This window comes from Stenotrophomonas sp. YJH_SMC_54 (assembly GCF_059368435.1).
Map to the genome: position 1 here is coordinate 80811 of NZ_JCAFRS010000004.1, position 16710 is coordinate 97520.

18 protein-coding genes are annotated in these 16710 nt (G+C 67.5%); 13 read left to right on the plus strand and 5 right to left on the minus strand.

Annotated elements, in window-relative coordinates:
• Positions 1-150: 150 nt before the first annotated feature.
• The 7 genes from ftsE (at position 151) to AC5P5S_RS06065 (ending at position 5388) form a co-directional block, all read left to right on the plus strand.
• Positions 151-837: a cell division ATP-binding protein FtsE gene (gene ftsE / locus AC5P5S_RS06035; protein ID WP_005411273.1), complete on the plus strand. Its 687-nt coding sequence runs from the start codon at positions 151-153 to the stop codon at positions 835-837.
• 3 nt (positions 838-840) lie between these two features.
• Positions 841-1788 (plus strand): permease-like cell division protein FtsX, encoded by a 948-nt coding sequence (gene ftsX / locus AC5P5S_RS06040; RefSeq protein WP_024958451.1) that lies wholly within the window; start codon positions 841-843, stop codon positions 1786-1788.
• Between the two features lie 7 nt (positions 1789-1795).
• Positions 1796-2638, plus strand: coding sequence for a response regulator (locus AC5P5S_RS06045; RefSeq protein WP_005414663.1), 843 nt, complete (start codon positions 1796-1798; stop codon positions 2636-2638).
• A 9-nt stretch (positions 2639-2647) separates the two neighbouring features.
• Entirely contained in the window at positions 2648-3361 is a 714-nt protein-coding gene (gene ung / locus AC5P5S_RS06050) for a uracil-DNA glycosylase (protein WP_005411270.1), read from the plus strand.
• A 278-nt stretch (positions 3362-3639) separates the two neighbouring features.
• On the plus strand, positions 3640-4515 hold the full coding sequence (rpoH, locus tag AC5P5S_RS06055) for an RNA polymerase sigma factor RpoH (protein ID WP_005411269.1): 876 nt from the start codon (positions 3640-3642) through the stop codon (positions 4513-4515).
• A gap of 175 nt (positions 4516-4690) precedes the next feature.
• On the plus strand, positions 4691-4951 hold the full coding sequence (locus AC5P5S_RS06060; RefSeq protein ID WP_231098194.1) for a type II toxin-antitoxin system RelE/ParE family toxin: 261 nt from the start codon (positions 4691-4693) through the stop codon (positions 4949-4951).
• A 104-nt stretch (positions 4952-5055) separates the two neighbouring features.
• Complete coding sequence (locus tag AC5P5S_RS06065; RefSeq protein WP_005414661.1) at positions 5056-5388, plus strand: helix-turn-helix domain-containing protein; 333 nt, start codon at positions 5056-5058, stop codon at positions 5386-5388.
• Between the two features lie 78 nt (positions 5389-5466).
• On the opposite strand, the gene purD is transcribed toward AC5P5S_RS06065, so the two are convergent.
• Together purD and purH are read right to left on the minus strand one after the other, a co-directional pair.
• Positions 5467-6750, minus strand: a complete 1284-nt coding sequence (gene purD / locus AC5P5S_RS06070) for a phosphoribosylamine--glycine ligase (RefSeq protein WP_062605523.1) — start codon at positions 6748-6750, stop codon at positions 5467-5469.
• Positions 6751-6811: 61 nt separating this feature from the next.
• On the minus strand, positions 6812-8395 hold the full coding sequence (purH, locus tag AC5P5S_RS06075) for a bifunctional phosphoribosylaminoimidazolecarboxamide formyltransferase/IMP cyclohydrolase (RefSeq protein ID WP_043034540.1): 1584 nt from the start codon (positions 8393-8395) through the stop codon (positions 6812-6814).
• A gap of 223 nt (positions 8396-8618) precedes the next feature.
• Here purH and AC5P5S_RS06080 point away from each other — a divergent pair, with 223 nt between their 5' ends.
• The 6 genes from AC5P5S_RS06080 to AC5P5S_RS06105 are packed head-to-tail and all read left to right on the plus strand — an operon-like array spanning position 8619 to position 14419.
• Positions 8619-9236: a CDP-alcohol phosphatidyltransferase family protein gene (locus AC5P5S_RS06080; RefSeq protein WP_043034541.1), complete on the plus strand. Its 618-nt coding sequence runs from the start codon at positions 8619-8621 to the stop codon at positions 9234-9236.
• A gap of 34 nt (positions 9237-9270) precedes the next feature.
• Positions 9271-11022, plus strand: coding sequence for a bifunctional alpha/beta hydrolase/class I SAM-dependent methyltransferase (locus AC5P5S_RS06085; RefSeq protein WP_012481414.1), 1752 nt, complete (start codon positions 9271-9273; stop codon positions 11020-11022).
• Positions 11022-12350 carry a phosphatase PAP2/dual specificity phosphatase family protein gene (locus AC5P5S_RS06090; RefSeq protein ID WP_062605524.1) on the plus strand — a complete coding sequence of 443 codons (1329 nt, stop codon included), beginning with the start codon at positions 11022-11024 and terminating at the stop codon, positions 12348-12350. Before AC5P5S_RS06085 ends, AC5P5S_RS06090 begins: the two co-directional genes overlap by 1 nt.
• Complete coding sequence (locus AC5P5S_RS06095; RefSeq protein WP_033834060.1) at positions 12347-12784, plus strand: hypothetical protein; 438 nt, start codon at positions 12347-12349, stop codon at positions 12782-12784. The genes AC5P5S_RS06090 and AC5P5S_RS06095 overlap by 4 nt, the downstream gene beginning before the upstream one ends.
• Positions 12785-12797: 13 nt before the next feature.
• Positions 12798-13427 (plus strand): lysophospholipid acyltransferase family protein, encoded by a 630-nt coding sequence (locus AC5P5S_RS06100; protein WP_049459113.1) that lies wholly within the window; start codon positions 12798-12800, stop codon positions 13425-13427.
• Complete coding sequence (locus tag AC5P5S_RS06105; RefSeq protein WP_005414654.1) at positions 13424-14419, plus strand: phosphatidate cytidylyltransferase; 996 nt, start codon at positions 13424-13426, stop codon at positions 14417-14419. Before AC5P5S_RS06100 ends, AC5P5S_RS06105 begins: the two co-directional genes overlap by 4 nt.
• 126 nt (positions 14420-14545) lie before the next feature.
• Here AC5P5S_RS06105 and fis read toward each other — a convergent pair whose 3' ends face one another.
• The 3 genes from fis to prmA all read right to left on the minus strand — a co-directional run bounded on the left by fis (position 14546) and on the right by prmA (position 16666).
• Entirely contained in the window at positions 14546-14821 is a 276-nt protein-coding gene (gene fis / locus AC5P5S_RS06110; protein WP_005419706.1) for a DNA-binding transcriptional regulator Fis, read from the minus strand.
• 114 nt (positions 14822-14935) lie between these two features.
• Positions 14936-15703: a DUF3426 domain-containing protein gene (locus AC5P5S_RS06115; RefSeq protein ID WP_062605526.1), complete on the minus strand. Its 768-nt coding sequence runs from the start codon at positions 15701-15703 to the stop codon at positions 14936-14938.
• Between the two features lie 42 nt (positions 15704-15745).
• Positions 15746-16666 carry a 50S ribosomal protein L11 methyltransferase gene (gene prmA, locus AC5P5S_RS06120; RefSeq protein WP_062605527.1) on the minus strand — a complete coding sequence of 307 codons (921 nt, stop codon included), beginning with the start codon at positions 16664-16666 and terminating at the stop codon, positions 15746-15748.
• Between the last annotated feature and the right edge of the window lie 44 nt (positions 16667-16710).

Sequence of the window (16710 nt, forward strand, 5' to 3'; positions counted from 1 at the left end):
CCGACCGTGGGTCGGGTGGCTTCAAGGGCGTGCCGACCAACGGTCGGCACCCACCCTGGCCGGCAGTTGTGTGGGTTGCCGGCCAGCGGCCGGCACTACCGATCGTGTGACCGTCTCCACGACGTCGCGCCGGTCCTGCATAATCGGGGCATGAGTGTCCTGCGCTTCGACAATGTCAGCAAACAGTACGCCGGTGGCCACGAGGCACTGACCGATGTCAGCTTCGAGGTCGCGCCGGGCGAGATGCTGTTCGTCACCGGCCATTCCGGTGCGGGCAAAAGCACCCTGCTCAAGTTGATCCACCTGGACGAGCGGCCCAGCCGTGGCGCGGTGGTGTTCGACGAGCGCAACCTGCTGAAGGTGCGTGGCGGCGATGTGCCCCGCCACCGTCGCGCGGTGGGTGCGGTCTACCAGGACCACCGCCTGCTGATGGACCGCTCGATCGCCGAGAACGTGGCGCTGCCGCTGATCCTGCGCGGCACCCGCCGTGGCGACATCAGCAAGCGCGTGCGCTCGGTGCTGGAACGGATGGGCCTGGGCCACCGCGAGAAGGCGCTGCCCTCGCAGCTGTCGGCCGGTGAGCAGCAGCGCGTTGGCATCGCCCGCGCCATCGTCGGTGAGCCCAAGCTGCTGGTGGCCGATGAGCCGACCGGCAACCTCGACCCGACCCTGGCGGCGGAGATCATGGCCCTGTTCGCCGAGCTGCCCGCGCGCGGCACCAGCGTGCTGGTGGTCAGCCACGACCTGCCGCTGCTGCGCCGCATGCGCAAGCGCGTGCTGATCCTCGACCACGGCCGGCTGGTGGATGACATCTCGCCGCAGGATCTGGCGGAGTAACCCATGGCGAAGAACGAAAACAGCGAAGCCGCCGCCCCCTCGCGCGTGGGCGTCTGGTTCCAGCACCACGCGCACAGCGTGGTGTTCAGCCTCGGCCGCGCCTGCCGCAAGCCGTGGGCGACCCTGCTGACGGTGATGGTCATGGCGCTGGCGCTGGCCCTGCCGCTGGGCCTGTCGATCGCGCTGGACAACCTCAAGCAGTTCGCCGGCAGCGTGCAGCAGTCGCGCGACATCAATGTGTTCCTGAAGGGCAACGTCGATGGCCCCGGCGCGCTGCGCCTGGCCGGCCAGCTGCGCGACCGCGATGACGTGGCCGAAGTGATCGTGCGTACGCCCGAGCAGGGCCTGCAGGAACTGCGCGACGCCGGCCTCGGCGAGGCGATCGACGCACTCAATGACAACCCGCTGCCCTCGCTGCTGGTGATCACCCCCGGCCAGGGCAAGGACGACGCGCGCCTGGCACGCGCGCTGGAGAGCCTGCCCGAGGCCGACCTGGTGCAGCACGATGCACTGTGGCGCCAGCGCCTGGATGCCTGGCTGGCGTTCGGCGCGCGGCTGGTGCAGGTGCTGTCGGTCCTGCTCGGCGTCGGTGCCGCGCTGGTGGTCGGCAACACCGTGCGCCTGGACATCCAGGCCCGCCGCGAAGAGATCGGCGTGCTGCAGCTGCTCGGCGCCAGTGATGGCTTCATCCGCCGCCCGTTCCTGTACCTGGGTGCGTGGTATGGCCTGGGCGCCGGCGCGGTTGCGCTGGCCCTGATCGGCGCCGCCGGTGCCGCGCTGCGCGTGCCGCTGGCCGAACTCTCGCGCAGCTACGGCAGCCCGTTCGTGCTGCACGGCCTGGACCTGCTGCACGGTGGCCTGGTCCTGCTCGGCACGCTGCTGCTGGGCTGGCTGGGTGCGTGGCTGGTCACCGGCCACTTCCTGCGCCAGACCCGACCAACCGACACCTGAGACCGGCATGCAACCGCAAGCGCTGAAGCACCTTGAAGGGCCCGCGACGCGGGTGATGGTGGTCGATGGCTCGAAGCTGGTCCGCAAGCTGATCGCCGACGTCCTGCAGCGCGACCTGCCAGGCGTGGAGGTGATCGGCTGCGACAGCATCGAGGATGCGCAGCAGGCGCTGGCGCAGGGCCCGGTGGACCTGGTGACCACCTCGCTGACCCTGCGTGATGGCGACGGCCTGGCACTGGCGCGGATGGTGCGCGAAGCCGCCGGCCAGGCCTACGTGCCGGTGATCGTGGTGTCCGGCGATGCCCAGCAGCACCTGGAGCAGCGCCGCTTCACCGAGTACGTCACCGACTATTTTGACAAATCGCTCGGCCATGAAGCACTGGCGACCTTCATCCGCGGCTATGTGCAGCCGCAGACCATTCCCGGCGCGACCATCCTCTACATCGAGGACAGCCGCGTGGTGGCCGAGGCCACCAAGCGCATGCTCGAACGCCAGCAGTTGAACGTGCTGCACGTGGTCAGCGCCGAAGAGGCGTTCACCCTGCTCACCGCCGAGTCGCTGGGCCGCAGCCGCCACCGCATCGACCTGGTGCTGACCGACGTCACCCTGAAGGGCGAACTGAGCGGCCGCGACGTGGTGCAGCGCGTGCGCGTGGACTTCGGCTACGGCAAGCGCCGCCTGCCGGTGCTGGTGATGACCGGCGACGGCAACCCGCACAACCAGACCGGGCTGCTGCAGTCCGGCGCCAACGACCTGGTACTCAAGCCGATCGAAGAACGGCTGCTGGTCACCAAGGTGCTGTTCCAGCTGCGCCTGGCCCGGTTGAACGATGGACCCCTGATTCGATGAAGTGGTGCAATGATTGATGAAGTAGCGGACACCCCGACGATCCAGCTGGAACCGAGCTGGAAGCAGCATGTCGGCGATTACCTCCTGCAGCCGCAGATGCGCGAGCTGTCCAGCTTTCTGCGCCAGCGCAAGGCCAGTGGCGCGGCGGTATTCCCGCCCGGCCCGCAGATCTTCGCCGCATTCGACGCCACGCCATTCGAGCAGGTGAAGGTGGTGATCCTCGGCCAGGACCCGTACCACGGCCGTGGCCAGGCGCATGGCCTGAGTTTCTCGGTGCCGCCGGGCGTGCCGGTGCCGCCGTCGCTGCTGAACATCTACAAGGAGATCGAGAGCGATCTCGGTATCCCGCGCCCGGACCACGGCTGCCTGATCCCATGGGCGCAGCGCGGCGTGCTGCTGCTCAATGCCGTGCTGACGGTGGAGGAGGGCAAGGCCGGCGCACACCAGGGCCGCGGCTGGGAAGGCTTCACCGATCACGTGGTGGACGTGCTCAACCGCGAACGCGAAGGCTTGGTGTTCATGCTCTGGGGTGCCTACGCGCAGCAGAAGGGCAAGGTCATTGATACCCGTCGCCATCGCGTTCTGAAGGCCCCGCATCCGTCGCCGCTGTCGGCCCATCGTGGCTTCCTCGGCTGCCGCCATTTCTCGATGGCCAACGAGTACCTGCAGCGTCGCGGCCAGGCCCCGATCGACTGGTCGCTGCCGCCGCGCTCGGTGCTCTGAGCGCCGGCTGGCGGCCGGGCCTGAACGCCGGACAACGTTCCCTGGCCTGAATGGGCCTCCAGAACGGCCCGTTCAGCTCCGCTTGACCGGAATCGGCCGGCTTCCGGCAGGTAATTGCTTGAATTCCAAGGGATTGTGAATCCCGAAAAGCGCGCTCGCCACTGTCATCAAATCGCGTTACGGTAGGGCTCTGTTTGGGACCAGTGTTGCATCAATAGGATGCTGGAACTTTTTCCTCCTTTAGCAGTCCAAATCCCGGACTGCTAAGATGGGTGCCTATGAGCCAGAACACCTCTACTGCCCTTGTGGCAAACAATCTCCCGATTCCCAGTGCGCTCGGTTCGCTGGACGCCTACATCGGTGCCGTGCACCAGATCCCGGTGCTGTCGGTCGATGACGAACAGGACCTGGCCCGTCGCTTCCGCGACGGCAACGATCTGGACGCCGCCCGCGAGCTGGTGCACTCGCACCTGCGCTTCGTGGTGCACGTGGCCCGCGGTTACAACGGCTACGGCCTTGCCCTGGGCGATCTGATCCAGGAAGGCAACATCGGCCTGATGAAGGCGGTCAAGCGCTTCGACCCGGACATGGGCGTGCGCCTGGTCTCCTTCGCCGTGCACTGGATCCGTGCAGAGATGCACGAGTTCATCCTGAAGAACTGGCGCATCGTGAAGGTCGCCACCACCAAGGCGCAGCGCAAGCTGTTCTTCAACCTGCGCAAGTCGAAGACGCGCCTGGGCTGGATGAACGCGGCGGAAGTGAGCGCGGTGGCCAAGGACCTGAACGTGTCCGAGCGCGAGGTCATGGAAATGGAGTCGCGCCTGTCCGGCCGCGATATCGGTTTCGACGCGCCGACCGACGAGGACAACGAACACGCACCGCCGTCGCCGGCTGCGTTCCTGGTTGCCGATGACGAAGATCCGTCGATGGCCTACGAGCGCGAGGACAGCGAAGACAACCAGATGCAGCTGCTGCGCGAAGGCCTGGCCGAACTGGATGCCCGCTCGCGCGACATCATCCGCCGTCGCTGGCTGGACGCCGACAGCAAGGTGACGCTGCAGGAACTGGCCGACGAGTACGGCGTGTCGGCCGAGCGCATCCGCCAGGTTGAGGCGAACGCGCTGAAGAAGATGAAGGCGCTGTTCACCGCGTAAGCGGGAAGGCGTTGGAATGAAGAAAGGCCCGGCGGTGATGCCGGGCCTTTTTGTTTTTGGAGCGCATCCACGCATGGCGTGGATCAATCCTGACGCCAGGGCGGCAACTGCGCCGACCGCAGCATGCGATGGACGCTGATTTTCACGCCGTACCACTCAGTGGCACGGTATGATCATGTCACGTGTCTTCCGCACTCGAAGCTTCAACCGCAGTACACGACGTTCTTCACTGACCGATAGAGCCTTGTGCCGCGCGGTGGTGGAAATGCGTCAAGGCCTGATTGATGCAGACATAGGGGGCGGCCTTCTCAAAAAGCGAGTTGCGCTGCCGGGCCGCGGAAAGCGCGGTAGCGCCCGTGTTATTGTCGCAACCAAGGTGGGGCGCTACTGGTTCTTTCTCTTCTGCTACGACAAGAGCGCGCGCGACCATCAGTAGTGCGGAACGGGATGCCCTTCAGCTGTATGCGTCTGAGTTCTTGAGAATGAGCCCTGCACAGTTGGACAGGGCAGTTATCTGCGGAGAACTGCGGGAGATTTGCCATGACAAAGACGGTTGAACATAGACGTGCAAAGAGTGCGATCCTCGATGCGGTGCATGAAGGCGCGGCGGGCCTTTACGCCAGCGGCTTCATCGACAAGCGGCGCATGAGCATGTACGAGGCGCTTTGTCTGGAGCCTGTGCCCGAATACAGCAGCGCCCAGATCCGTGCACTTCGCACGTCGTTGGAACTTAGCCAGCCGGTGTTCGCAGGTGTGCTCAACACCAGCGTTTCGACGGTCCGTAGCTGGGAACAGGGCGAGAAGAAGCCGAGCGGGCCGTCGCTGAAGCTTTTGAACCTGATTGATCGGAAGGGTCTCGAAGCAGTCCTGTAAAGCAAAGGCCCGGCAATGCCGGGCCTTTGCTTTACCGTGGTATTCAATCCGCGCCATGCATGGAAGCGGGGGTGTGCCTCACCCCTCGCGTGCGATCGCGCGCCAGCCGATGTCGTTGCGGTGGAACTCGTTGGCCCAGGTCACCTTGGCCACGCCGGCATAGGCATTGGCCTGCGCGTCGCGCACGCTGTCGCCCAGTGCGGCCACGCACAGCACGCGACCGCCGGCACTGACCACGTGGCCCTGCGCGTCCAATGCAGTCCCCGCATGGAACACCTTGGCACTGGCCGGCACGTCGTCCAGGCCGGAAATCACGTCACCGGTGATCGGCGCTTCCGGGTACGGCCTGGCCGCCAGCACCACGCCCAGCGACGGGCGCACGTCCCACTGCACTTCGACCTGGTCCAGGCGGCCATCGATGGCGGCTTCCACCAGCTCGACCAGGTCCGACTGCAGGCGCAGCATCACTGGCTGCGTTTCCGGGTCGCCAAAGCGCACGTTGAATTCGATCACCTTCGGCGCGCCGCTGGCATCGATCATCAGGCCGGCGTAGAGGAAGCCGGTGAACGGGATGCCGTCGGCGATCATGCCCTGCACGGTGGGGTTCACCACCTCGCGCATCACCCGTGCATGCACCTCCGGCGTCACCACCGGGGCCGGCGAATAGGCGCCCATGCCGCCGGTGTTCGGGCCGGTATCGCCGTCGCCGACGCGCTTGTGGTCCTGCGAGGTGGCCATCGGCAGCGCATGCACGCCGTCCACCATCGAAATGAAGCTGGCTTCCTCGCCGTCGAGGAATTCCTCGATCACCACGCGCGCACCGGCATCGCCGAACGCGTTGCCCGAGAGCATGTCACGTACCGCGTCCTCGGCTTCGGCCAGGGTCATCGCCACGATCACGCCCTTGCCGGCGGCCAGGCCATCGGCCTTGACCACGATCGGCGCGCCCTTCTCGCGGATGTAGGCCAGCGCGGCGTCCACGTCGGTGTGCACGGCGTAGAACGCGGTGGGGATGTTGTGGCGGGCCAGGAAGTCCTTGGCGTAGGCCTTGCTGCCTTCCAGCTGCGCGGCGGCGGCGGTCGGCCCGAAGATGCGCAGGCCGGCGGCGCGGAAGCGGTCTACCACGCCAGCCACCAGCGGTACTTCAGGGCCGACCACGGTCAGTGCCACGCCTTCAGCCTGGGCCAGCGCCAGCAGACCGTCGATGTCGGTGACTTTCACCGCCACGTTGCGGCACTTGTCTTCGCTGGCGGTGCCGGCGTTGCCGGGTGCCACGATCACTTCGGTGACACGGGAGGACTGGGCCAGCTTCCATGCCAGGGCGTGTTCGCGGCCGCCAGAGCCGATGACGAGGATCTTCATGGGACAGGGTTCTCGGGTACGGAAGAGATAAGCCGGGCAGAGCCCGGCTTCGTGATGCGGATCAGTGGCGGAAGTGGCGCACGCCGGTGAACACCATCGCCAGGCCATGTTCGTCGGCGGCGGCGATCACTTCGGCATCGCGCATCGAACCGCCCGGCTGGATGACCGCCTTGATGCCGGCGGCAGCAGCGGCGTCGATGCCGTCGCGGAACGGGAAGAACGCATCGGAAGCCATCACCGAACCCTCGACCACCAGGTTTGCATCGGCCGCCTTGATGCCGGCGATGCGCGCGGAATAGACGCGGCTCATCTGCCCGGCGCCCACGCCAATCGTGCGGTTGTCCTTGGCGTACACAATCGCGTTGGACTTCACGAACTTGGCCACCTTCCAGGCGAACAGCAGGTCGGTGAACTGCTTGTCGGTCGGTGCCAGCTTGCTGACCACCTTCAGTTCGTCGCGGGTCATGCCGCGGTTGTCCGAGGACTGCAGCAGCAGGCCCGAGCCGACGCGCTTGCTGTCGAAGTTGTTCAGGCCATCACCGTGCGGGATGCGCAGCACGCGCACGTTGGCCTTCTTCTGTGCGTATTCCAGCGCGGCCGGCTCGTAATCCGGGGCAATCAGCACCTCAACGAACTGGCGGTCGAGGATGACCTTTGCAGTGGCGGCGTCCAGCGGCTTGTTGAAGGCGATGATGCCGCCGAAGGCGCTGGTCGGGTCGGTGGCGTAGGCCAGCTCGTAGGCATCGCCGTTGCCGGCGCCAACCGCCACGCCGCACGGATTGGCGTGCTTGACGATGACGCAGGCCGGCGTATCGAACTGGCGCACGCATTCCCACGCCGCATCGGCGTCGGCCAGGTTGTTGTAGCTCAGTTCCTTGCCCTGCAGCTGCTGGAAGGTGGCCAGCGTGCCCGGCACCGGGTACAGGTCGCGGTAGAACGCGCCGCTCTGGTGCGGGTTCTCGCCGTAGCGCAGATCCATCACCTTCACGAAGGTGGAGTTCATCTGTGCCGGGTACTCGGCACGCACCGGCACGGCGGCGTCGGTGGCGGTGACCGCCGACAGGTAGTTGCTGATCGCCGCGTCGTACTGGGCGACGCGGTTGAACGCGGCCACCGAGAACGCGAAGCGGGTGGCGGCCGACAGTTGGCCGTTGTTGGCCGCCAGCGAGGCCAGCAGTTCGGCGTACTGCGACGGATCGGTTGCCACTGCCACGCGGGCGAAGTTCTTGGCTGCCGAACGCAGCATGGCCGGGCCGCCGATGTCGATGTTCTCGACCGCGTCGGCCAGCGTGCAGTCGGCCTTGGCGGTGACCGATTCGAACGGATACAGGTTCAGCACCAGCAGGTCGATGGCGCCGATGCCGTGCTCAGCCATCACCGCATCATCCAGGCCCGAACGGCCGAGCAGGCCGCCGTGCACCATCGGGTGCAGGGTCTTGACCCGGCCGTCCATCATTTCCGGGAAACCGGTGACGTCGGCCACGTCCTTCACGGCCAGGCCCGCATCGCGGATCGCCTTGGCGGTGCCGCCGGTGGACAGCAGCTCCACGCCGCGTGCCGCCAGCGCAGTGGCCAGCTCGACCAGACCGGTCTTGTCGGAAACGGAGAGGAGGGCCCGGCGGACGGGCAACAGATCAGCAGTCATGGGACAGAATCGGCAGCGGAGCGGGGCCGATATTGTAGGCGGTGGGGGCCGGTGGCGGGCGCTGGAAGGGGTAATTTGCCGTGGCGATCGACGCAAGGCCGGGTCGGGCACACCGATCCGGCCCGATCCGGGGGCTGGCCTGCGGACCAGAGCAGGGTTGCCGGAATCTGCCAACGATGGGGTAGGCTGTGCCCGCACTGCCAAGGATCAGCGGGTACGGATCATGTCGATCTATGCATTGAAAGGACGTTTCCAGGACCTGTTGCGTCCAGCCGTACGCCGTCTGTACCGCAGGGGGATCACTGCCAATACGGTGACCGTGGCCGCTGCCGTGGTCTCGCTGCTGGTGGCCGCCGCCGTCTGGTGCTGCGCGCCGGCCCAGCCCCTGCTGTACCTGCTGCTGCCGCTGTGGATGCTGCTGCGCATGGCGCTCAACGCGGTGGATGGCATGCTGGCCCGCGAGTTCGGCCAGCAGTCGCGGCTGGGCGCCTATCTGAACGAGCTGTGCGATGTGATTGCCGATGCGGCGCTGTACCTGAGCCTGCTCAGCATGCCGGGCGTGCGCCCCGAGATGCTGTGGCTGCTGGCCTGGACCGCGGCCCTGAGCGAGTACGCCGGGGTGCTGGGGCTGATGGTCGGTGCCAGCCGCCGCTATGACGGCCCGATGGGCAAGAGCGATCGCGCGTTCGTGATCGGTGCGCTGGGCCTGCTGCTGGCGTTTGAGTGGGTTGGCGCGATGACGGTCACTGGCGTGGCCGCGGTCATGGCGGTGCTGTGCGTGCTGACGATGGTCAACCGCGTCCGTCGGGGACTGCGGGAAGCAGCGGTTTCGCCGAATTAATCAAGCAGATACAAAAAGACAATCAGGAGATTGCATGCGTCAGGCGCAGGAACGGGAATTCCACAGCTTCGACCAGGTACCGCTGTTCTACCGGTACTGGGCGGGCACCACCGCAACGCCGGCCACCAAGGCCATCGTGCTGCTGCACCGCGGCCATGAGCACTCCGGCCGGGTCACCCACCTGGTCGATGAGCTGGACCTGCCCGACACCGCCTTCTTCGCCTGGGACGCGCGCGGCAATGGCCGTTCGCCGGGCGCACGCGGCGATGCACCGGGCTTCCCGGCGCTGGTGCGTGATCTGGACAGTTTCATCGCCCACATCGGCGCCGAGCACGGCATTGCGGTGGAAGACATCGTGGTGATCGCGCAGAGCGTAGGGGCGGTGGTCGCCGCGACCTGGGTGCACGACTACGCACCACGCCTGCGCGCGCTGGTGATGGCTTCGCCGGCGTTCAAGGTGAAGCTGTACGTGCCGTTCGCACGCCCGGGCCTGGCGCTGATGCAGAAGCTGCGCGGCAATTTCTTCGTCAACAGCTACGTCAAGCCGCAGTGGCTGACCCATGACCCGGGGCGGGTGGAAAGCTATCGCACCGACCCGCTGATCACCCGGCCGATTTCGGTGCGCGTGCTGCTGGGCCTGTACGAGGCGGCCGACCGCATCGTGGCCGATGCGCAGGCGATCAGCGTACCGGTGCAGCTGCTGGTGTCCGGCTCGGATTTCGTCGTGCACCGTGGCCCGCAGGACCGCTTCTACGAGCGCCTGTCCAGCCCGATCAAGGAGCGTGTGCATCTGCCGGGCTTCTTCCACGACACGCTGGGCGAGCGCGATCGTGCACCAGCACTGGCGCGCATCCGCAGCTTCATCCAGGCGCGTTTTGCCGAGCCGCTGCGCGAGCTGTCACGGCGCGACGCGCACCGTCACGGGCCAACCTTCGAAGAATCCGAGATCCTGGCCTGGCCACCGGAGCGCAACAGCCTGGCCGACCTGCGCTGGCGCGTGGTGCGTGGCGGCCTGCGCTTCGGCGGCACGCTGTCCGAAGGCATCGCGCTGGGCCTGCGGACCGGTTTCGATTCCGGTAGCACGCTGGACTACATCTACCGGAATGAGGCGCGCGGCAAGGGCCCATTGGGGCGGATGGTCGACCGCAACTACCTGGATGCAATCGGCTGGCGTGGCATCCGCGTGCGCGGCCAGCACCTGCAGGAACTGCTGCGCGACGCTGCCCAGCGCCTGCGCGGGCAGGGCACGCCGGTGCGTGTGCTGGACGTGGCCGCCGGCCATGGCCGGTATGTGCTGGAAGCGCTGGGCCAGGGCGAACAGCGCGCCGACCGTATCGTGCTGCGTGATTTCAGCGATCTGAACGTGACCCAGGGCCAAGCGTTGATCGAGCGCCTCGGTGCGGCCGACATCGCCTGCTTCGAGCAGGGTGATGCGTTCGATCCGGCGCAACTGGCCAAGGTCGATCCAGCACCGACACTGGCGGTGGTCTCGGGCCTGTACGAGCTGTTCCCCGACAACGACGCCGTGCTGCGCTCGCTGCAGGGTATCGCCGCAACGGTGCCGGCGGGAGGCTACCTGGCCTACACCGGCCAACCCTGGCACCCGCAGCTGGAATTCATCGCCCGCGCGCTGACCAGCCATCGCGGTGGCGCGGCGTGGGTGATGCGCCGCCGTACCCAGCAGGAGATGGATGAGCTGGTGCGCCTGGCCGGTTTCGAGAAGGTGGCGCAGCGCATCGACGACTTCGGCATCTTCACCGTGTCGCTGGCGCGCCGGACCGCGTGATGGCGACGCTCGCCGCAACCCCGCTGGCCGCGGAGGGGCGCCCCTGGCGGCGCGCCCTGCTGTGGCTGGCCCTGCTGGGTCCGTTCTTCTTCGCAAGCTACGGCTTCGCCAACTGGATGGCCGGCCGCCACGCCACCCTGCCGGTGATGGCGTTCGCGTGGGAGACACGCATCCCGTTCGTGCCGTGGACGATCGTGCCGTACTGGTCGATCGATCTGTTCTACGCAATCTCGTTCTTCCTGTGCCGGCAACGGCTGGAGCTGGACCGGCACGCGCTGCGGCTGTTCAGTGCGCAGGTCATCGCGGTGGCCTGCTTCCTGCTGTGGCCGCTGCGTTTCAGCTTCGAGCGTCCGGAGATCGGCGGTGTGTTCGGCTGGCTGTTCGATGTGCTGCTGGGCTTCGACAAGCCGTTCAACCAGGCACCGTCGCTGCATATCGTGCTGTTGATCGTGCTGTGGGTGAAGTTCGCGCAGTACCTGCACGGTGTGTGGCGCTGGGTGCTGCACGTGTGGGCGCTGCTGATCGGCGTCTCGGTGCTGACCACGTTCCAGCACCATTTCATCGATATCCCGACCGGCCTGCTGGCCGGTTGGCTGTGCGTCTGGCTGTGGCCGGAGCAGGGCGCGCCACCGTTGCGGGCCTGGCACACCGCGCGTGATGCGAGGCGTTGGCGATTGGCAGCGTTGTACCTGCTGGGGGCCGCTGTATTGCTGGTGCCGGTGGTGCTTCTGCGTGGCGCCGCGTTGTGGCTGCTGTGGCCGGTGACGTCGTTGCTGCTGGTGGCGCTGGCCTATGCCGGGCTGGGTACAGCGGTGTTCCAGAAGCGCGCCGATGGCCGCCTGACGATGGCCGCGCGATGGCTGCTGGCACCGTACCTGGGCGCTGCCTGGATCAACTCGCGGCTGTGGACGCGGCGTGCGCCGCAGCCGGTGCCGGTGCTGGACGGCGTGTGGCTGGGCCGCATTCCCAACGGCGCGTTGCCGCCGCCACTGGGGGGCGTGGTGGATGCCTGCGCCGAGCTGTCCTGTCGCGCGCAGGGCGCCGCGTATGCCAGCGTGCCGATGCTGGACCTGGTGGTCCCTGCACCGGAACAGCTGCGCGAAGCGGCCGAGGCCATCGAGCGCCTGCATGCGCACGGACCGTTGCTGGTGTGCTGCGCGCTGGGCTATTCGCGCAGCGCCGCCAGCGTGGCCACCTGGCTGCTGCGCAGTGGTCGTGCGGCCGATGCGGACGCGGCGGTGGCGATCGTGCGTGCTGCGCGCCCTGGCATCGTGCTGGGTACGGCCCATCTGCGTGCCATCACCGACGCGGCAGGAGTGCGCGCATGAGCACGGTTCCCGATCTGGCGACCATGCAGCTGCTGCTGCGGCAGGGGCGTTGGCCGGCATGCCTGTCGCTGGGGCTGCTGCTGGTGGCATTGCTGCTGCTCGGCACCGAGCCGGGCCTGGCGATGATCGCTGCAGGGTTGCTGCTGGCCAGCATGTCTGCAGGGGTGGCCCAGACGTACCACGCGTGGCGGGTTGCGCTGGACGCCAGCCTGCTGCAGCTGCTGCGCGATGAGCGCCTGGACGGCGATGCCGCCGCGCGCCGCACTGATCAGCTGCTGCACGACAGTGGCCTGCGCCGCGCGTCGCCCGATGCGCCCCTGCGGGGCTGGGACGCGCGCTGGGCCGGCATGCGTCGCCTGCTGCTGCGCCAGTACCTGCTGACAGCGGTGCAGTTCGCACTGCTGGTGCTGGCCGTGTTGTGGCCGCAGACGTGAACGGGAGGGACCAATGTTCGCCGAACTGATTGCCCGCGCCTGCAGTGGTGCGATCCATGTAGTGACCGGTGCCCGCGCGTTGTGGATCGGTTGCGCGCCGTCCAGCGAGCGCCGTGTGTACTACGGCAACCACGCCAGCCATGGCGACTTCGTGCTGATCTGGTCGTCGATGCCGCCTGCGTTGCGGCGCCAGGTGCGGCCAGTTGCCGCGGCCGAGTACTGGCAGCGCGACGGCCTGCGTCGCTACCTGATCGATGCGGTGTTCAACGGCGTGCTGGTCGAGCGCGAGGCCGGCCATCGCCAGCAGGATCCGCTGCAGGCCCTGCGTGACGCGGTGGACGAAGACTGCTCGCTGATCCTGTTTCCGGAAGGTACCCGCAACGTGGGCGATGAGCCGCTGCTGCCGTTCAAGAGCGGCATCTATCACCTGGCACGGCAACGGCCGGAGCTGGAATTCGTGCCGGTGTGGATCGACAACCTGAAGCGGGTGATGCCCAAGGGCCGGTTCCTGCCGCTGCCGCTGCTGTGCACGGCCACCTTCGGTACGCCGCTGCGGCTGCAGGCCGACGAGGACAAGGCGGCCTTCCTGGCCCGCAGCCGGCAGGCGCTGCTGGGCCTGGCGCCGAACGGGGGGCGCGCATGAGTTTCCTGATCGATGTGTCCGGCGATCTGGCAGCGCAGAGCGTGGGCCAGCAGACCGGCCTGCTGTTCGCTGGCGTCGGTGCGGTGCTGGTACTGGCCACGCTGGTGGCCGAAACGCTGCGATGGCGCCAGCGCGGCCGGCCCAGCGCGGTCATCGCCAACCTGGTGTCGCGCATCCGCGCCTGGTGGGTAATGGCGATCGTGGTCGGGCTGGCGCTGTTCTTCGGCCGCGCCGGGGTGATCGTGCTGTTCGCGATCATCTCGCTGTTCGCACTGCGCGAGTTCATCACCCTGGCGCCGACCCGCTCAGGCGATTACTACGCGCTGCTGGCCGCGTTCTACATCGTGCTGCCGTGGCAGTACTACCTGGTGTGGATCGACTGGTACGGCATGTACACGCTGCTGATTCCGGTCTACGCGTTCCTGTTCCTGCCGATCCTGTCGACCATCGGCGGCGATACCACGCACTACCTGGAGCGCACGGCGAAGGTGCAGTGGGGGCTGATGATCTGCGTGTTCTGCATCTCGCACGTGCCGCTGCTGCTGAACCTGCACGTGCCGGGCCATGACCCCTCGCGCAACGTGCTGCTGTTTGCTTTCCTGGTGATCGTGGTGCAGTCCTCGGACGTGCTGCAGTACATCTGGGGCAAGTTGTTGGGCAAGCACCTGATCGCGCCGAAGCTGTCGCCGTCGAAGACGGTGGAGGGCTTCGTCGGCGGCGTGCTGAGTGCCAGCGCACTGGGCGCGGCGCTGTGGTGGATCACCCCGTTCACGCCGCTGCAGGCGTTCGGCCTGTCGCTGCTGATCAACCTGATGGGGTTCTGGGGCGGCCTGGTGATGTCGGCGATCAAGCGTGACCGGGGCATCAAGGACTGGGGCCACATGATCGAGGGCCATGGCGGCATGCTCGACCGGCTGGATTCGGTGTGCTTCGCCGCGCCGGTGTTCTTCCACGTGGTGCGGTATTACTGGAAGGCGGGCGGCGGCGGTTGATTCTGCCGGGCTTCCATCCACGCATGGCGCGGTTCTACCGGTAGTGCCGGCCGCTGGCCGGAAACTGCAACATCCTGTCATCGTTCGTGGGGTTGCCGGCCAGCGGCCGGCACTACCCGTGCGCGCTTACGCGCTGATGCCGTATTCCTTCAGCTTCTTGCGCAGGGTGGCACGGTGGATGCCCAGCATCGCGGCGGCGCGGCTCTGGTTGCCTTCGCAGTGGTTGAGCACTTCCACGAACAGCGGGATCTCCATCTCGCGCAGCACGATCTCGTAGACATCGTCCGCGTCGCAGCCATCGAGGTCACGCAGGTAACGGCGCACGGATTGGGCGACATGTTCACGCAGCGGTGGCCGGGGAGCGCCACGACTGTTGTCAGGACGAGAGAGGACAGCGTTCAAGGGGGTTCCCGATTCGGTGGGCCCGTGCGCGCGGTGCGCGCGGCCGGACGAGGTGGTGGCGGCCAGTCTAGCGCGAGCGTGCCCGGCCTGCCACGGCCGGTCGCCTTTTCACGTTCAGAGGAAGTCGAAGGTGAATGCGACGGTGGATGCGGCGGGCTCCTGCACACGGAAGGCGACGCGCGCGCTCTGGCCCGGTTCCAGCAGCGCGGCGCCGGGGTTCTCGCCAAGGTACTGCGCAGGCGTGAACACACCGCTGCCGATCACCCGGCCATCAGCATCGGACAGTGACAGGCGCAGGTCCGGCCAGGCCTGTGCCCAGCGAGCGTCGTTGCGGATGCTGGCCTGCACCTGCAGCACGCCGGCCCGGCCGGGCAGCGGCCGGATCTCGCGGCTGGTCATGGTAAAGGCAGTGGGTTCATGCCAGGCCGGCAGGCTGCAGCGCAGGAGGCCGCAGAGCGTGCCCAGCCAAGCACGGTTGCCAGCGTCGGCGGCCAGCCGCGCACGGTCGGCCAGCACGCTCTGCAGCACCAGCAGCAGCGCCAGCCCTGCAACCAGCAGCCAGTGCCAGCGCGGTGCCGGCAGGCCGCGGGGGCGCGCACTGCCAAGGAAACTCGGCGCGTCAACGGCGGCCGTCGTCGCCGGCACTGCAACCGGTGCCGACGCGATGGCCGCAATGTCATCAACGATGACAGGCGCATCGTCGTGTTGCATCTCCGCCGCCACATGCGCCGCTTCGGCGGGCCCGGCTGGCACCTGCATGGCAGGCGACGCGTGTTCTTCCGGTTCCTGCGTGCGCGCATCGGTCGCAGGCACGGGCGAACCTTCCGGGGCGGTGCGCAGGAAGGTTGCCAGAGGGCGTCGCGGTGGGTTCGGCTCGGACATGCTCAGGGTGCGGGCTCGGATCCAGCAGTCATTCAACCACGATCAGGCGCGGCGCACGCCGGTGATGTGCATCCAGTCGCCATCCTGGGTCGCCTGCAGGTCGTCGAACCATTCGGCATAGCGCTGCAGCAGTTCACCTTCCTGGCCGTGCAGGATGCCGGACAGGGCAATACGGCCGCCGGCAGCCACGCGCGCGGCCAGCAGCTCGGCCAACGCGTCCAGTGCCGAGGCGAGGATGTTGGCGACCACGATCGGGTAGGTGGCGACCGGTTCGTCCGGCGGCAGGTACACGTGCATGCGCGCCTGTTCGCCGTTGCGCTCGGCATTGTCGGCGGTGGCGACCAGGGCCTGCGGATCGTTGTCCACGCCGATGGCCTCAGCGGCGCCCAGCTTCAACGCGGCAAGCGCAAGGATGCCGGAGCCGCAACCGAAGTCGAGCACGCGCTGGCCCTGCAGCAGGCCATCCACGGCCAGCTGGTCCAGCCAGCGCAGGCAGAGCGCGGTGGTCGGATGGGTGCCCGAGCCGAACGCCAGGCCCGGGTCCAGCCGCACCACGGCGGCGTCGGCCGCCTGTGCGGCCTCCGGCAGTTCATGGTTCCACGGCACGATCCAGGTGCGGCTGCCGAAAGCCATCGGCTGGAACTGGTCCAGCCAGGCGCGTTCCCAGTCCTCGTCCTCGACCGCGCGGAAACTGCCGCTGCTCCAGTCCAGTTCCGGGTCGAACGCCTCCAGCGCGGCCAGCAGCAGCAATGCGTTGCTGTCGGCGGGAAACAGCGCGCTCAGCACCAGGGTGTCCCATAGCGGGGTCTCGCCCACGCCCGGCTCGAGAATGGCCTGTTCGTTGCTGGTATCGGCCTCGGCATCAAGCAGCGTGACGGCCAGTGCGCCGACATCCTCCAGCGCATTCTCATAGCGGGGCTGGGTAGTTTCGGTGCAACGCAGGGTCAGTTCCAGGAACGGCATGGCGGTGGGGGCAATCGCGGGAAAGGGGGCCATGCTAGACCATC

What these genes read in the sequence shown, in the direction of transcription:
- ftsE (WP_005411273.1), top strand. Translation starts at nt 151, where the DNA reads ATGAGTGTCCTGCGCTTCGACAATGTCAGCAAACAGTACGCCGGTGGC.
- ftsX (WP_024958451.1), top strand. Translation starts at nt 841, where the DNA reads ATGGCGAAGAACGAAAACAGCGAAGCCGCCGCCCCCTCGCGCGTGGGC.
- AC5P5S_RS06045 (WP_005414663.1), top strand. Translation starts at nt 1,796, where the DNA reads ATGCAACCGCAAGCGCTGAAGCACCTTGAAGGGCCCGCGACGCGGGTG.
- ung (WP_005411270.1), top strand. Translation starts at nt 2,648, where the DNA reads ATGATTGATGAAGTAGCGGACACCCCGACGATCCAGCTGGAACCGAGC.
- rpoH (WP_005411269.1), top strand. Translation starts at nt 3,640, where the DNA reads ATGAGCCAGAACACCTCTACTGCCCTTGTGGCAAACAATCTCCCGATT.
- AC5P5S_RS06060 (WP_231098194.1), top strand. Translation starts at nt 4,691, where the DNA reads ATGTCACGTGTCTTCCGCACTCGAAGCTTCAACCGCAGTACACGACGT.
- AC5P5S_RS06065 (WP_005414661.1), top strand. Translation starts at nt 5,056, where the DNA reads ATGACAAAGACGGTTGAACATAGACGTGCAAAGAGTGCGATCCTCGAT.
- purD (WP_062605523.1), bottom strand. Translation starts at nt 6,750, where the DNA reads ATGAAGATCCTCGTCATCGGCTCTGGCGGCCGCGAACACGCCCTGGCA.
- purH (WP_043034540.1), bottom strand. Translation starts at nt 8,395, where the DNA reads ATGACTGCTGATCTGTTGCCCGTCCGCCGGGCCCTCCTCTCCGTTTCC.
- AC5P5S_RS06080 (WP_043034541.1), top strand. Translation starts at nt 8,619, where the DNA reads ATGTCGATCTATGCATTGAAAGGACGTTTCCAGGACCTGTTGCGTCCA.
- AC5P5S_RS06085 (WP_012481414.1), top strand. Translation starts at nt 9,271, where the DNA reads ATGCGTCAGGCGCAGGAACGGGAATTCCACAGCTTCGACCAGGTACCG.
- AC5P5S_RS06090 (WP_062605524.1), top strand. Translation starts at nt 11,022, where the DNA reads ATGGCGACGCTCGCCGCAACCCCGCTGGCCGCGGAGGGGCGCCCCTGG.
- AC5P5S_RS06095 (WP_033834060.1), top strand. Translation starts at nt 12,347, where the DNA reads ATGAGCACGGTTCCCGATCTGGCGACCATGCAGCTGCTGCTGCGGCAG.
- AC5P5S_RS06100 (WP_049459113.1), top strand. Translation starts at nt 12,798, where the DNA reads ATGTTCGCCGAACTGATTGCCCGCGCCTGCAGTGGTGCGATCCATGTA.
- AC5P5S_RS06105 (WP_005414654.1), top strand. Translation starts at nt 13,424, where the DNA reads ATGAGTTTCCTGATCGATGTGTCCGGCGATCTGGCAGCGCAGAGCGTG.
- AC5P5S_RS06115 (WP_062605526.1), bottom strand. Translation starts at nt 15,703, where the DNA reads ATGTCCGAGCCGAACCCACCGCGACGCCCTCTGGCAACCTTCCTGCGC.
- prmA (WP_062605527.1), bottom strand. Translation starts at nt 16,666, where the DNA reads ATGCCGTTCCTGGAACTGACCCTGCGTTGCACCGAAACTACCCAGCCC.